Genomic DNA, 14,821 nt, shown 5'->3' on the forward strand with positions numbered 1-14,821 from the left:
ATTTTTCTAATGATTTTGTCGAATTAGATGAAGTGCTTTTGAGACAGTTAAAGCATTTTTTTCTTCTATTTCTGGCTTTCGAGGGATTGGCTTATATAAGTCATTAGAGTCATACCAAAGCTCAGGAAGCTTAACAGGTGCTTGTTTTTCCCACTTTTCAATCCACGATTTTGGAAGCGTGCTCGGCACTTTTATGTTATTCATTTCAAGCCAAATTAAACTCCATGCTCTTGGAACAACTCTCCAAATATCGTAGCCACCGCCACCAACTGCAATCCAACGTCCATTACAATATTTATGAGCAATTTCATGGGCTAGCTTTGGAATTTCATGATAAATAGCCATTGAAGCGGATAAATGTGTTAATGGATCATAATAATGAGCATCTGTACCATTTTGTGTTAAGATCACATCTGGCTTGAAAAATTCTGCAACCTCCTCAATGGATGTTCGGTAAGCATGTAGCCATGAATCGTCTTCCGTAAAAGCATCTAATGGGATATTAAAGGAAAAGCCATATCCCTTACCAGATCCACGTTCCGTAACATTCCCAGTGCCAGGAAATAAATAACGTCCTGTTTCATGGATAGAAAGTGTGCATACATTTGGATCATCATAAAATGTCCATTGAACTCCATCACCATGATGGGCATCTGTATCAATATAAAGTACTCTTGCTCTATACTTTTCTTGCAAATATTTAATCGCAACAGAGCTATCATTGTAAATGCAAAAACCGGATGCTTTTCCGCGAAAGCCGTGATGTAAACCTCCTCCAAAGTTAGCTGCATGTATTGCTTTTCCTTCCATCACATAATCGACAGCTGTTAATGTACCTCCAACTAAAAGAGCGCTTGCCTTATGCATGTCTGGAAAGATTGGTGTGTCCTCTGTCCCAATTCCATAGTTGAGTGCATCTTCACTATCTAATTGTCCATGTCCAGCTAATTTAACTGCATTTATATATTTTTTATCATGGACTAGGGCTAATTCATCCTCTGTAGCTAATCTAGGTGTAACGATATTTTCGTCATTAATTGCTTTCATTTCTTTCAATAAATCGTAAGTAAGTTCAACTCGTAATTGATTAAAGGGATGATCATTATGAAACTTATAAGACTGAAATAGTGGTGAATAAATAAAAGCAGTGTCCTTTATCGTCATCTTTCATTCCCCGATACATTTGGCCATAAAACTTCATATCCCTCAGCTTGTAAGTCATTTACGATCATAGTTATGTTCATTGTTTGTATGCGAAATACGAGAATTTTGTACTGATCATCACAATCAGGATAGACGAGTACACTTGATATATTCACTCTTCTTTTATGTAAGATAGACGAGACCTCAGCTAGCTTCCCGGCTATATTAGGAACTTTGATTTCGATATGTGAGCCGGGCTGATCAGCACCTGTAAGCTTAACAAATGTATTTAACATATCTGTTTCAGTAAGGATACCCACTAATTTACTATCTTGTAATATTGGTAAACAACCAATATTGTTTTCGATCAAAACAGCTGCTAATTCTTCTACAAAATCAAGCGGATGACCTGTAATTAGATTAGTAGACATAATGCTATTAATTGGCTTATTTAAAAAGTCCTCTTTTAGTTCGAGCTGAAAAATCGATGGACTAGCATCTTTTACATCTCGTTCTGTCACGATTCCAACCAAATTGTGATCCTCATTTACGATTGGAATATGGCGGATTTTATTCTGTTTCATTGTCTTTAACGCTAGACTTATCGTATCATCAGAACTGAGAGTTATCACGTTTTTGTGCATTATTTGTTTAACGATCATCAAGTTGAGCCCCCTAAACATAAAATTATTAAATTCTAATTTATTATCCATCAATCCTTAATACATAAATCGATTTTGAAAGCGTAGACGATCAAATTGTTGAATGGATTCTGGCTCAATTCTTTTTCCGATCCTTGCCATCAGACAGTTAGCTGGATGTGAACTAATCTCAGGCTCGTCAGTAGCGTACCACTCTAAGCCACCAGCGTTCATCATTTTTTCCATTACTTTTCGATACTCCCACACGTTTAACCCAGATCCTTTTAGATCCCAATGCCAATAATATTCAGTAGTAATAATAATATAGTCTTCCATTGCATCATCCATCATCGAAACTCGTAATAAATTTTTCCCTACTGAATAACCACGGAATTCAGGGGCTACTTCAATGGCACCTAATTCTATTAACTCTTTCATATTTCCTTCAGACCATCTCTCTAGTGGATCTGGATAAAGATAAGTAACATATCCAACGATCATATCGTGCACTCTTGCTATAATGATTCTTCCTTCTGGTAACCCGGCTATTTCAACTAAAGCCTTATGTTGTTGTTTAGGCTGTCTAAATGCCACTAAACCATCATGGAAATTATAGCTAGCTAGCTTATCTTGAGGAATAGGCCCCTCAATTAAAATGCTTTCATTTGGTGTTTTAATTTCTTTTGCATTGTATGTCTTAGGGTGTTTCATTAGGTCACCGCCTTTATAAAGTGTGTAAAGGGAGTAGGGCACTAGAAAAAAGCAACTGTTTAACCTTCACAGTCTACTTAGTTAAGTGGAAATAAAAGATTCGTGCCCTGATATGCTTATGTTATCTACTTAAATAAACCTCCATTGAAATGATCTTGATATTACCAGATAAGGTTATTACGATATCTATTATACAAGATTATTTACAAATCGAAGCGTTTACATTATGATTAAATTATATTAATTTCAAAAATTGTGAAAAATGTAGTATTGTAATATAATAGATTTGTAAAATCTTACATAAGGGGGAGTTTAGGATGAAATTGGAAGCGTTGCCATCGACAAAGGGGAATTTTAATTTACAGGATTATGATACTGCTTATCATTCATTCGATTGGTCAGAGGTTGAAAAGAATTTTACATGGTCAGAAACTGGGCGTGTTAATGCAGCCTATGAGGCAATTGATAAGCATGCTGAAACATTTCGTAAAAATAAAATTGCCTTACATTATCGCGACCCTGAACGTGAAGAAAAATATACGTTTAAAGAAATGAAGGAGCTCTCAAATAAAGCTGCAAATGTGTTAAAGCGTTCAGCTGATGTTGAAAAAGGAGACCGTCTTTTCGTATTTATGCCGAGAACCCCTGAATTATATTTTGTGATCTTAGGAGCAGTGAAACTGGGAGCAATTGTTGGTCCATTGTTTGAAGCCTTTATGGAAGGTGCTGTAAAGGATCGTCTAGAGGATAGCGATGCAAAGGTCATCGTTACAACTCCTGAGTTGCTTGATAGAATTCCAGTAAGTGATTTACCATCATTAAAACATGTTGTTGTAGTAGGTAATACAGTTGATTCCAAACAACACATTGACTTTTTATCAGAAATGCAAACAGCAAGCAAGGATATTGACATTGAATGGGTCGATAAGACAGATGGATTACTTCTACACTATACATCTGGATCAACTGGTAAACCAAAAGGTGTCCTTCATGTACATCAGGCGATGGTCCAGCACTATCAAACTGCACAATGGGTATTAGATTTAAAAGAAGATGATGTATATTGGTGTACAGCTGACCCAGGCTGGGTAACTGGAACAGTATATGGTATTTTTGGACCGTGGTTGTCAGGTGCAACAAATGTAATCGTTGGTGGTCGCTTTAGTCCAGATACGTGGTATCAAACAATTGAGGACTATGGTGTGACGGTTTGGTATAGTGCACCAACTGCATTTAGAATGCTAATGGGTGCTGGTGATGAGCTAGTAAAACAATTTGATACAAGCTCACTAAGACACGTTCTAAGTGTTGGAGAACCGCTAAACCCTGAAGTCGTACGTTGGGGTGTAAAGGTATTTAATAAACGGATACATGATACATGGTGGATGACAGAGACGGGTGCACAGCTTATTTGTAATTATCCATGTATGGAAATCAAGCCTGGATCAATGGGAAAACCAATTCCAGGTGTTGAAGCTGCGATTGTAGACGACCAAGGAAATGAACTACCTCCTTATCGAATGGGGAATTTGGCGATTAAAAAAGGTTGGCCATCCATGATGCATGCGATTTGGAACAATCAAGAAAAATATGAATCTTATTTTATGCCAGGTGATTGGTATGTATCAGGTGATTCAGCCTATATGGATGAAGAAGGGTATTTTTGGTTTCAAGGTAGAATCGATGATGTTATCATGACTTCTGGTGAACGTGTTGGTCCTTTTGAAGTCGAAAGTAAGCTTATCGAGCATCCAGCGATTGCTGAAGCAGGTGTTATTGGGAAGCCTGACCCAGTAAGAGGGGAAATTATTAAGGCGTTTGTAGCGCTTCGTGAAGGATATGAAGCTTCTGATGAGTTAAAAGAAGAAATTCGTACTTTTGTTAAGAAAGGTTTAGCTGCACATGCTGCACCACGTGAAATAGAATTCCGTGATAAGCTACCGAAAACACGAAGTGGTAAAATTATGCGCCGTGTATTAAAGGCTTGGGAACTTGATTTACCAACAGGTGATCTTTCAACGATGGAAGATTGATTGTTGTAAATATATCAAGGTTATATAGTTAACATATAAAAAGTCAGAGATTAGCATTGGATATTTCCAATAAACAATCTCTGACTTTTTGTGTTATTACCTACATTGGTTATTTAAAAAGGGAACCAGTAATGATCTGATTCCCTAGTATTTTCATTTAATCAATTGACATTTTTTATTGGTTCAGCTGCTGTATTGGCAGCTGGTGGTGGTGTGTTTGGTTTATCTTTTATTGGTGGTTTAGCTTTGGAATTATCTTTACTATTTTTATCATTCTCAGTTGCTACAGGTTCTGGCTTTTTATTTGCATATTCTCCGACTTTTATTATATTCGATGGAGATGATTCTCGACCTGCAACATCAACTGCGACAATGTAATACGCAGCAGGTGATGAACCAACAGTTACAGATAATGTGCTTGATGCATGAATACTTGCAACTTTTTTATAACTAGTAGAATAGTTAGCTGCTGCATATACTCGATATCCAACAACATCATTATCTGGATTGGAACCCCAACTTAATTTCGATCCACTAATAGAGGCACCGCTAACTTGACTAGGGTTTGATCCATTATCCCCAATTGATTTACCTTCTGTCACAACAAGATTTCCCCATTTAGCTGTATTAGGTAATAAACGTTTTAGATCCTGAACACTATTTATTCCATGTTTCTTAAGAATGTCCTTTTTTAACATAACACCCTGTTGAACAAATTCAGCAGGTGCTGATGATGGGACTTGATAGGCTTGATCTTTTACAACCACGTATTTACCTTTAGTTAAACTATCATCAACTTTTGTCGGAACATATTTTACATTAAATAGATCTGATGCAACTAAACCAGCACTACTACATAGATCTGATGCAAGTTCACCGGTTAATGCACAATATGAACGGCTTACGATACCACCTGGCTTTTGGAAACGAGTTTTTGGTGCTAATAACTCAGGATTTACATCATGAGCTACATTCATTAATTTAGCCCATAAAAGAATATTACGTTTACTATAAGATAAACCTTTATAGTTTTGTTCAATAGGTTTTGGTGTATCATATCCAATCCATGTTCCAAATGTCACACTAGGGTTTGATGCTACAAACCAAGCATCCTTATAGTCTTGCCCTGTTCCAGTTTTACCAGCCCAGTCTGCACTAAATGACAGATAACCTTTCAATGATGCAGCTGTTCCGCTACTAATAACGTCACGCATCATATCGATTGTTAAATAAGCAGTTTGAGCAGAGAATACATTAGTTTCTGCTTTTTCATGCTGGAAGACAATTTCTCCGTCGCTTGTTTCAATTTTTTCTATCATGTAAGCATCAATAAATTTACCATTATTCGCAAAAGTTGCATATGCATTTACATTTTCCTCAACTGTTACGCCTCTCTCCATTGCACCTAAGCTTAATGATGCATTATGATAATCTGCTTCCTGGAGACTTGTAAAACCCATCTTTTCTAAATAAGATACCGGATTTTGGTTTAATATACTCATGTATGTTTTTACGGCAGGAATGTTATAGGAATGCTTTAAAGCTGTTCTAGCACTCGTTAATCCATGATAGCCCCCACCATAGTTTTTAGGCTTCCATTTTCCTAATGAAAAAGGGACGTCTGCGATGACAGAACCCGGTTGTGATTTACCTAGTTCCATTGCTGGAGCATAGACAAGCAATGGTTTCATTGTAGAACCATTTGGGCGCTCAGCTTGTGTTGCATGGTTTAGGTTTTCACGGTCAAAGTCTCGTCCACCAACAAAGCTAATCATTTTTCCTGTACCATTTTCGATTAAGACTCCACCGACTTCAACCGGCTCGTGAACAGTTTTTATTTGTCCTGTATCGGGGTCTTTTATCTCTTCAGGTTTATCACTACCATAATATTCATACTGAGCGACGACATCTTGCATTTTGTCGTAGATATCTTTATTAATTGTGGTATGAATACGATAGCCATTATGCCTGATCTCATCATCTGCTAAAGAATAGTACTGATTATAAAGATCATTATCTTTGTTCAATTCTTCTTCCGTATACCCATCCTTTTTCGCAAGCTGAACCATAATAATTTTATTTACACGATCTTCAACTTCATAAGTTAAAAAAGGATACTCGTCGATAGGAGATGGCTTTTTCGCTGTTAAGTTTGCTCGAATATCATATGCTAATGCATTTTGATATTCTGCTTTGGTTATATATCCTCCAGAATACATCCGACTTAATACAGTTTTCATGCGGTTAATCCCAGGATCAAGATTATCCTTTATAGCACCGCCATCATTAGAAAATGGTGTATAGCCGAAAGGACTTTGCGGCAAACCAGCAATAAATGCAGATTGTGCGATGTTTAAGTTTTTTGCTTCAACACCAAAAATACCCTTTGCAGCCGCTTGAATACCGGCGATATTTCTTCCATTTGAATTACGTCCAAAATCCGTTACATTTAAATAGGCTTCGATAATTTCATCTTTTTCAAAGAATTTCTCTAAGCGTAGAGCTAAAAGAATTTCTTTTGCCTTTCGATCAAATGAAACTTCATTTGTTAATATTTGATTTTTAATTAATTGTTGTGTAAGAGTACTACCACCAGTTTGAACTGAAGCATTTGTGAACTCTTGAAACAAAGCGCGCATGATTGCTTTCGGTACAACTCCTTCATGCTCATAAAATAGCTCATCCTCAGTTGCGATGACAGCATTAATGACATGCTCTGAGATATCTTCTAATTTTACTTCTTCACGATCAATGTCAGCGCTTAATTTTCCCAGATATACGTTATTTGCGAAGTATACTTCTGATGATTCTTCATAATTGTAAATATCATTTTTCATAACTTCATATGAACGAATGGGTTCGTCCTTTACTAATGAAGCGAAATATCCAGCACCGACACCTCCAGCAAAGCACATGCCAATGAGGCCAATGACTAGAAATAATAAAAGAAGATTTCCTATAACGTTATATGATATCCGAAAGCCTTTAACTACATCTTTGTTAAAAGGCGTGAAGCGCCTAAGTTTTTCATCCTTTTTTTTCATTATGCAATCCCCCCGAATCAACTTATTATACCAAAAAAAACGCATATTTTGTAGGGTTTTGTCATAAAGGGAATGGGATAAGAGGTAGCCTTTACGGTCAAATCTTATTTTAAAAGTGTAATTATTTATCAAACAATTGACATTCGTCTGAGTTTATGGTTAAAATTCATTTATCATAACTATATATGAAATCGCTGAGATTGGGTTCAGTAGTGGAGATCTCCCTTTTATAGAGAGCTGATGGGTGGTGGAAATCAGCATATAGATACTCCGTGAATTACGTCCATGAGCTTCTTTTTTGAAAAGGTCAACTGAGTAGAAAAAGACGGTTTAACCGTTAGATTACCGAGTGAGGATTATTTGTGTTTTAATCCTAAGTAGGGTGGTACCGCGAATATTTCGCCCCTTCAGTAATGAAGGGGCTTTTTGGTGTTCATTCACCTGAAAAAAACGACAAAGGAGAACGATTATGAGTGAATTATTAAACGATTTACAATTTAGAGGCTTAGTAAACCAAGTTACAGATGAGGCTGGACTAGCTAAAGTACTTCAGGAAGATAAAATTAAGCTTTATTCTGGATTTGATCCTACTGCGGATAGTCTTCATATTGGTCATTTGCTTCCGGTGTTAACGCTTAAAAGATTCCAACTAAACGGACATCATCCAATAGCTCTTGTTGGAGGTGCTACTGGGCTGATTGGTGATCCAAGTGGGAAGAAGGCAGAGCGTACTTTAAATACTGCAGATATTGTACAGGATTGGTCTGATCGAATTAAAGGACAATTATCTAGGTTCCTTGACTTTGAAGCGGATGTTAATCCAGCAGTTATTGTGAATAACTATGATTGGATTGGTAGTCTAGATGTTATTTCTTTCCTGCGTGACGTTGGGAAAAACTTTGGTATTAATTACATGCTTGCTAAGGATTCAGTTAAGACCCGTATCGAATCTGGTATTTCATTTACTGAGTTTAGTTACATGATCTTACAATCCTATGATTTCTTAAAATTATACGAACAAAATGAATGTAAACTACAAATTGGTGGTAGTGATCAGTGGGGAAATATTACAGCAGGTCTAGAGCTAATCCGTAAATCTGAAGAAAATTCTAAGGCGTATGGATTGACGATTCCTCTTGTTACAAAAGCAGATGGCACGAAGTTTGGAAAAACAGAAGGTGGAGCGATTTGGTTAGATCGTGAAAAAACATCTCCATATGAGTTTTACCAATTTTGGATCAACACAGATGATCGTGATGTAGTAAAATATCTGAAATACTTTACATTCTTATCTCAGACAGAAATTGAGCAATTTGAAGAAGAGATTAAAAATGCACCTGAAAAACGATTAGCTCAAAAATCGTTAGCTGAAGAAGTAACAAAACTCGTTCATGGTGAAGAAGCTTTACAACAAGCAATTAAGATTTCTGAGGCATTGTTTAGTGGGGATATTAAACAGTTAACAGGTAATGAAATTTTAGAAGGATTCAAAGATGTACCATCTACTAAAATGGAAGAGACTGAAATTGGCTTAGTTGACTTGCTTATTCAAGCTAAAATTGCCCCATCAAAACGTCAAGCACGAGAAGATATTACAAATGGTGCAATCTATATAAACGGAGATCGTATTCAAGATTTATCCAAAGTTATTTCAGATGAAGATAAAATTGATGGACAGTTTACTGTAATTCGTAGAGGGAAAAAGAAATATTTCTTAATTCGTTACGCATAATATTAGACTGCAAAAAAGTGGTTAACTTAAAAGAGTTAACCACTTTTTTTAAAATATAGAAATAAAAAAATCCCGGTCCATAGACCAGGATTTTTCTTATTAACGAGAGTAGAACTCAACGATAAGAGCTTCGTTAATTTCAGCAGGTAATTCAGAACGTTCAGGTAAACGTGTGAATGTACCTTCTAATTTGTCTGCGTCGAAAGTTAGGTAATCAGGTACGAAGTTGCTTACTTCGATTGCTTCCTTAACGATATCAAGGTTGCGAGATTTTTCACGTAAAGTGATTGTTTGACCTGGTTTAAGTTGGTAAGATGGGATATCTACACGTCCGCCATCTACAAGGATATGACCATGGTTAACTAATTGACGAGCTTGACGACGTGTACGTGCTAAACCTAAACGGTATACTACGTTATCAAGACGAGCATCAAGAAGAATCATGAAGTTCTCACCATGTTTACCAGCCATTTTGCCAGCTTTATCAAATAGGTTACGGAATTGGCGTTCATTTACACCATACATATGACGAAGCTTTTGCTTCTCTTGTAATTGTAAACCATATTCAGAGATTTTTTTGCGTTGTCCTGGACCGTGTTGTCCTGGAGCATATGGACGCTTTTCTAATTCTTTACCTGAACCACTTAATGAAATACCTAGACGACGAGAGAGTTTCCAGCTTGAGCCTGTATAACGAGCCATGCTAACTCCTCCTTTATGTTTTTATTTTTGCATAAAATAAAAACCAGACTGATTGGACAATTATGCACATTTTGTTTTCATGTATCCTCGCTCCAGCAGCATAGAGTTACGCGATACACCTCCTTTGTTAAAAGGGGAACAAAATGAAATCAAAACTGCTACATCAATAGGCTGCATATTTTATACACAACGAACATTATATGATCTTATATGTATAATGTCAAGAAGCTTTATATTTTTTAGTCTAGAAAGTTTCTAAATACCAGCTAACACAAAAATCATATTAAAGTGTTAGAGGATATAACAATTTATCAGTTAACTCCCTAGTTTTGCTAGGATCCTAATTAGGGCAATTAAGCATTTCTTATACTAAATTATAAGAGGAAGGTTCAACTATTAATAAAAGGATATTTATAAAGGAGAAAGTAGATGAGCCAAAAACTTTAGCCTATTACATATATAGTAAGAAGTTTTATGATATAATTACTGAGAGATTTTTCTTATATTATATGGTGGTTTAAATCCGTCATATTCAGCTTGTAACTTGATTGTGTGGGTGAAATATATGGGTGATCAATTGGTTGTTCTGGCGATTAAGAGTACTTTTTTTGAATTTTTAAGTAACAATCACCGGCAACCTTCAATAAATGAAATTTTAAAAAAGCTTACAAGTGTTTTAAAAAGGGAACTGTGTATTAAAGATGCAATTTTCTATTCTTATAACAAGCAGTTAGATTACCTAACACCAGCTTTTAAAGACAGAGGTTATCCGGTTAAGGCAGTGCCAGACGACCTTCAATACGGAAAGCTTTATTTTTTTGAAGAACAAGCCTTCATCCCAATTATTCAAAATGATACTTTACATGGTTTAGTCGAGTTAAAAGGATTAAATATAAGTAAATTTTCTAGTGCATCATTAGACGAAGTAGTCAAATCTTGTTCATCTTTCTTTGCACATAGTTTAAATTTAGTTCAAATCACACTAAATGAACAGAAATTCAAACAATTATATCGATTAACTGAAAAATTTCATTCTTTTATGAATAAAGATGATGTACTTTCCGAGCTAGTTACTACTTTACAATCTATGTTTTTTGAATATAATTTTTATTTGTTTTTATCACATGACCATGAAAACCATCTAGATTTACCAATAAAAGATTTAGGTTTTGATCATCAAGATGGTAATGAAATGGCTATGGAAGCCTTTGTCACAGGTAATGCTCAAAGGTCATTTGATAAAAAGAATAGGCAAATGATTGTATATATCCCACTAAAGGGGAAACAGGGTGTATATGGTGTGCTTCAGGTTGTTGCAAATCATGGATTGCAGATTGAGGATGAAAATGTAAATTTTGTAGCAATGCTAGCAAACGCTGCAGGAACTGCCTTAGAAAATGCTCAATTGTATGAGCAATCGAAAAGGTTAATAAAGGACTTACAACTAATTAATGAAACATCACATCGTTTAAATAAGAACTTAAGATTAACAGATACAATGACGTATATGTCATTAAGAATATTAAATTCTTTTAAAGCAGATGAAGTTGGATTTTTCTATATTAATCAAAATGGTTCAATTCAAATCTTTCCTGGAAGTACGAATTTCTTTAATACAGAAGAAGTAATGATATACATTCAGTATGTACGAGAGAAAATAGAAAAGGATTTAGAGGGCCTTTTTATTGGCGATATAACAACATATTTAAAAGATTTACCATATTCATCTGTTATGGCTGTTCCTATGGTTCAGAGTGAAAATCTTAAAGGCTGTGCATTAGTACTCCATAAAGATCCCTATCATTTTTCTTTTGATATGTTTAAGTTGCTTCAATCATTAATTCATCATTCAACATTGGCACTGACTAATTCATTGTTAAGAGAAGAGCTTGAAACATTGGTTAAAACCGATCATTTAACACAATTATTTTCTCGTAATTACTTTAATGATTTTATTGGTAGCTCGATGCAGAAAGATCGGCAAGGTACTTTTGTGCTAATTGATATCGATAATTTCAAAAAAGTTAATGACACGTATGGTCATCAAGTTGGTGATGAAGTACTTGTTCAAGTAGCAAACATTATTAAAAGTAATATACGTGAAAATGATGTTGGGGCTAGATGGGGTGGAGAAGAACTTGCCGTCTATCTTCCACAAGTAGATCTTGCATCAGGCATTTCAGTAGCGGAGAGAATTGTTAAGCGCGTTAGGGAAAATACTAACCCGATGATAACCATTTCCTGTGGAGTTTCTTATTGGAATGCTGAAATTGACAAAAACTTCCATCAACTATTTAGTAAAGCAGATAAGGCATTATATATCGCTAAAAATGAGGGTAAAAATCAAGTGATTGTACAGGTATAAAAAAGTGAGCTGAAATTCAGCTCACTTTTTTACTTTCAATTAAATATATTTAACAAGTATTTCAACAAATTCTTCTAAAAAAGCCTCGTCCATCTTATCAAATCTGTTTTTGATAGGGCTATCGATGTCTAAGACTCCAATTAGAATATTGTCCTTAATGAGTGGTACAACAATTTCTGAATTAGAAGCCGCATCACAAGCTATGTGGCCAGGGAATTGATGAACATCTGCAACACGTTCAGTTCTTTTGTTAGCTGCAGCAGTGCCGCACACTCCTTTTCCTAGTGGAATTCGTACACATGCTGGTAAACCTTGGAAGGGGCCGAGTACAAGTTGTTCATCCTTTACTAGGTAAAAGCCTACCCAGTTAATATTTTCTAGAAATTGATTTAGAAATGCTGAAGCATTTGATAGATTTGCAATGCGATCATCTTCACCATCTAATAATGCTTTTAGCTGTTTAATAGCTAATGGAAATTGTTCTTTTTTACTACCTTTGTACATTTCGACAGAAAACATTGTTATAACCTACCTTCAGCTAAAAATTAACAAAGTCTAAAGAACTTTGTCGAGCGAATGATAAAGGAATCAACCTTAATTAATTGAATGTATAGATAAAAGGGAAAAGGGGGTGAATCGAATGACTAAACAACCTTTACGTGATACAAAACAAAAAATCCTAAATGCGGCAATATATTTGTTTAACTCAAAGGGTTTTACTGGTACTTCAGTGCGAGAAATTGCAAATCGAGCTAATGCGAATGTAGCTCATATTTCTTACTATTTTAAAGGGAAAGGTGGTTTACTTGAATACCTTGTATCTCATTATTATGAGGGGTATATACAAGTAATTGAAGAAAATTATTCCCAATTAAAATACGGAAATGCACACACAGTTTTAAGTAAAATCATTTTAGATATATTAAATTATCAACATGAAAATCGTCAACTTTCAAGATTAGTATACCGTGAAGTCACAGTGGATTCCGTACTAATTCGTGAAGTCATGACAACTTATTTAACCAAGGAGAAATACTATATCAAATCAGTCATCGATCAAGGGATTGAGGAAGGATATTATCGAAAAGTTTTTGTACCACATATGATTATCCAATTAAGAAGCCTTTTGCACACACCGTATTTGCAGCCACAATATATGAGCGAAGTACTCCATATCCAAACTCACGAAGTCTATTTTGTACATCAATATTATAAAGAGTTGAAAATTTGGCTGAACTCATTGTTGCTAGAGAATCAATCTCTAGAAGGAAAGCTAGTTGCTGTTCGTTAGTTGATCATAATGTGTGTAATTCTTCCCAATATCCCTTGCGCTGTGGGCATCTGAACCATAGATAAGAGGGATTTTTTGTTTGTGTGCCAATTTTGCAATCGATTCCTCAGGATATGTTTCACCACAATATTTTTTTCTTAATCCAGCTACATTATAATCAATTTCCAATTTTTGTTCTTTTATTGCTTGTATGACTTTCTTGACAGAAGTATCAGTAGAAAAGGTAACGGGATAAAGCTTTTGAAATTTATTAACTAACGTAATATGACCAATTCTCTTCGGTTTGAAATTACCCAAATCACTATGAATAGAATGTAATACCTCATTGTAATATGCTTGATGAAGGTTTTGTAATGACCCTGCTATATCTATCATTTTGCCAAATGTGTTTTCATCGTAATCCATACAGTAGTAGGAATGATCGATCTTCAAAAAATGCACTGAGAGAATACTATCGTCTAAAAATTTTCCATATTGATCTAAAAATACTTTTGTTTCATGCTCGAATTCCTTTATATAATCAACTTCTAATCCGATGTTAATTGTGATTTTGTGTCGGTACTTATCTTTTAGGATCTGAATGTCATTAATATAAGAATCCATGTCCTCTAATTTCATTGCACTATCTTCCTCAGGTGTTGGGTCTTTAAAACCTGGTGGAAGTGGGGCATGTTCTGTGAAAGTTAAACTGTCGAAACCTTCTTCTATTGCTTGGTTTATATATGCTTCTAGTTGATCGGTTGTCCCATGTGGACAATAAGGTGTATGAACATGTCCATCCTTCTTCATCATCATCTTCCTTTCGAAAAGCAAGAAATTGTCAAGTCTCTATCTAATAAGCATAATGGCGCTTTTTAAGTGATAAACTTCTTCAAATACGAACCCTTTTAGAAAACGTTTATTACTAAGTATCAGTAAAGGACAAATATTGTAAAAAAAAATAAATTTCTGGTCAAAAATTGTCGTTTACATGGTATCATAAATACATTGAAATAACATTAAAAAAGTGTTGCTCGCTTAAGAGGAACCTTTTCCACAAAAGCTGTTATAAAAGTTCAGGTAAGAAGTCTCCTTATTTGAACGAAAGTATGATGATAAAAAGTAGATTAGATTAATACATAGATAATTTAATAAAACGCTTATCAGCATGATATTGTGA

The 14,821-nt window shown here is 35.2% G+C and carries 11 protein-coding genes and 1 other annotated feature; of the genes, 4 read left to right on the forward strand and 7 right to left on the reverse strand.

Going from position 1 to position 14,821, the window contains the following annotated elements; genetic code table 11:
- Positions 1 to 6: 6 nt before the first annotated feature.
- The 3 genes from WCV66_RS10445 to WCV66_RS10455 are packed head-to-tail and all read right to left on the reverse strand — an operon-like array spanning position 7 to position 2,495.
- A complete protein-coding gene (locus WCV66_RS10445; protein WP_066326640.1) occupies positions 7 to 1,164 on the reverse strand; it encodes an acetoin utilization protein AcuC in 1,158 nt (385 codons plus the stop codon).
- Positions 1,161 to 1,805 carry an acetoin utilization AcuB family protein gene (locus tag WCV66_RS10450; protein WP_338788925.1) on the reverse strand — a complete coding sequence of 215 codons (645 nt, stop codon included), beginning with the start codon at positions 1,803 to 1,805 and terminating at the stop codon, positions 1,161 to 1,163. The genes WCV66_RS10445 and WCV66_RS10450 overlap by 4 nt, the downstream gene beginning before the upstream one ends.
- A 57-nt stretch (positions 1,806 to 1,862) precedes the next feature.
- Entirely contained in the window at positions 1,863 to 2,495 is a 633-nt protein-coding gene (locus WCV66_RS10455; protein ID WP_185653664.1) for a GNAT family N-acetyltransferase, read from the reverse strand.
- Between the two features lie 317 nt (positions 2,496 to 2,812).
- Here WCV66_RS10455 and acsA point away from each other — a divergent pair, with 317 nt between their 5' ends.
- Positions 2,813 to 4,528: an acetate--CoA ligase gene (gene acsA / locus WCV66_RS10460; protein ID WP_338788926.1), complete on the forward strand. Its 1,716-nt coding sequence runs from the start codon at positions 2,813 to 2,815 to the stop codon at positions 4,526 to 4,528.
- Between the two features lie 161 nt (positions 4,529 to 4,689).
- On the opposite strand, the gene WCV66_RS10465 is transcribed toward acsA, so the two are convergent.
- Positions 4,690 to 7,572 carry a transglycosylase domain-containing protein gene (locus WCV66_RS10465; protein WP_338788927.1) on the reverse strand — a complete coding sequence of 961 codons (2,883 nt, stop codon included), beginning with the start codon at positions 7,570 to 7,572 and terminating at the stop codon, positions 4,690 to 4,692.
- A 187-nt stretch (positions 7,573 to 7,759) separates the two neighbouring features.
- Positions 7,760 to 7,982: a binding site (T-box leader), on the forward strand.
- Positions 7,983 to 8,041: 59 nt separating this feature from the next.
- Here WCV66_RS10465 and tyrS point away from each other — a divergent pair.
- The gene (gene tyrS, locus WCV66_RS10470; RefSeq protein WP_338788928.1) at positions 8,042 to 9,304 is read left to right on the forward strand and encodes a tyrosine--tRNA ligase; all 1,263 of its coding nucleotides are present in this window, start codon (positions 8,042 to 8,044) and stop codon (positions 9,302 to 9,304) included.
- A gap of 99 nt (positions 9,305 to 9,403) precedes the next feature.
- On the opposite strand, the gene rpsD is transcribed toward tyrS, so the two are convergent.
- Entirely contained in the window at positions 9,404 to 10,006 is a 603-nt protein-coding gene (rpsD, locus tag WCV66_RS10475; protein WP_066326648.1) for a 30S ribosomal protein S4, read from the reverse strand.
- Positions 10,007 to 10,571: 565 nt separating this feature from the next.
- On the opposite strand from rpsD, the gene WCV66_RS10480 reads away from it, so the two are divergent.
- Positions 10,572 to 12,371 (forward strand): diguanylate cyclase domain-containing protein, encoded by a 1,800-nt coding sequence (locus WCV66_RS10480; RefSeq protein ID WP_338788929.1) that lies wholly within the window; start codon positions 10,572 to 10,574, stop codon positions 12,369 to 12,371.
- Between the two features lie 39 nt (positions 12,372 to 12,410).
- Here the strand turns inward: WCV66_RS10480 and WCV66_RS10485 are convergent, their stop codons facing one another.
- A complete protein-coding gene (locus WCV66_RS10485) occupies positions 12,411 to 12,890 on the reverse strand; it encodes a GAF domain-containing protein (protein WP_066326658.1) in 480 nt (159 codons plus the stop codon).
- A gap of 121 nt (positions 12,891 to 13,011) precedes the next feature.
- Between WCV66_RS10485 and refZ the strand changes: the two genes are divergently transcribed.
- On the forward strand, positions 13,012 to 13,662 hold the full coding sequence (refZ, locus tag WCV66_RS10490; protein WP_066326668.1) for a forespore capture DNA-binding protein RefZ: 651 nt from the start codon (positions 13,012 to 13,014) through the stop codon (positions 13,660 to 13,662).
- Here refZ and hisJ read toward each other — a convergent pair.
- Positions 13,645 to 14,454, reverse strand: coding sequence for a histidinol-phosphatase HisJ (hisJ, locus tag WCV66_RS10495; protein ID WP_066326671.1), 810 nt, complete (start codon positions 14,452 to 14,454; stop codon positions 13,645 to 13,647). The two genes, refZ and hisJ, sit on opposite strands and share 18 nt — an antisense overlap.
- Between the last annotated feature and the right edge of the window lie 367 nt (positions 14,455 to 14,821).

The sequence above is a fragment of the Metabacillus rhizosphaerae genome, assembly GCF_037201795.1.
In the GTDB taxonomy this organism is placed as follows: domain Bacteria; phylum Bacillota; class Bacilli; order Bacillales; family Bacillaceae; genus Metabacillus; species Metabacillus rhizosphaerae.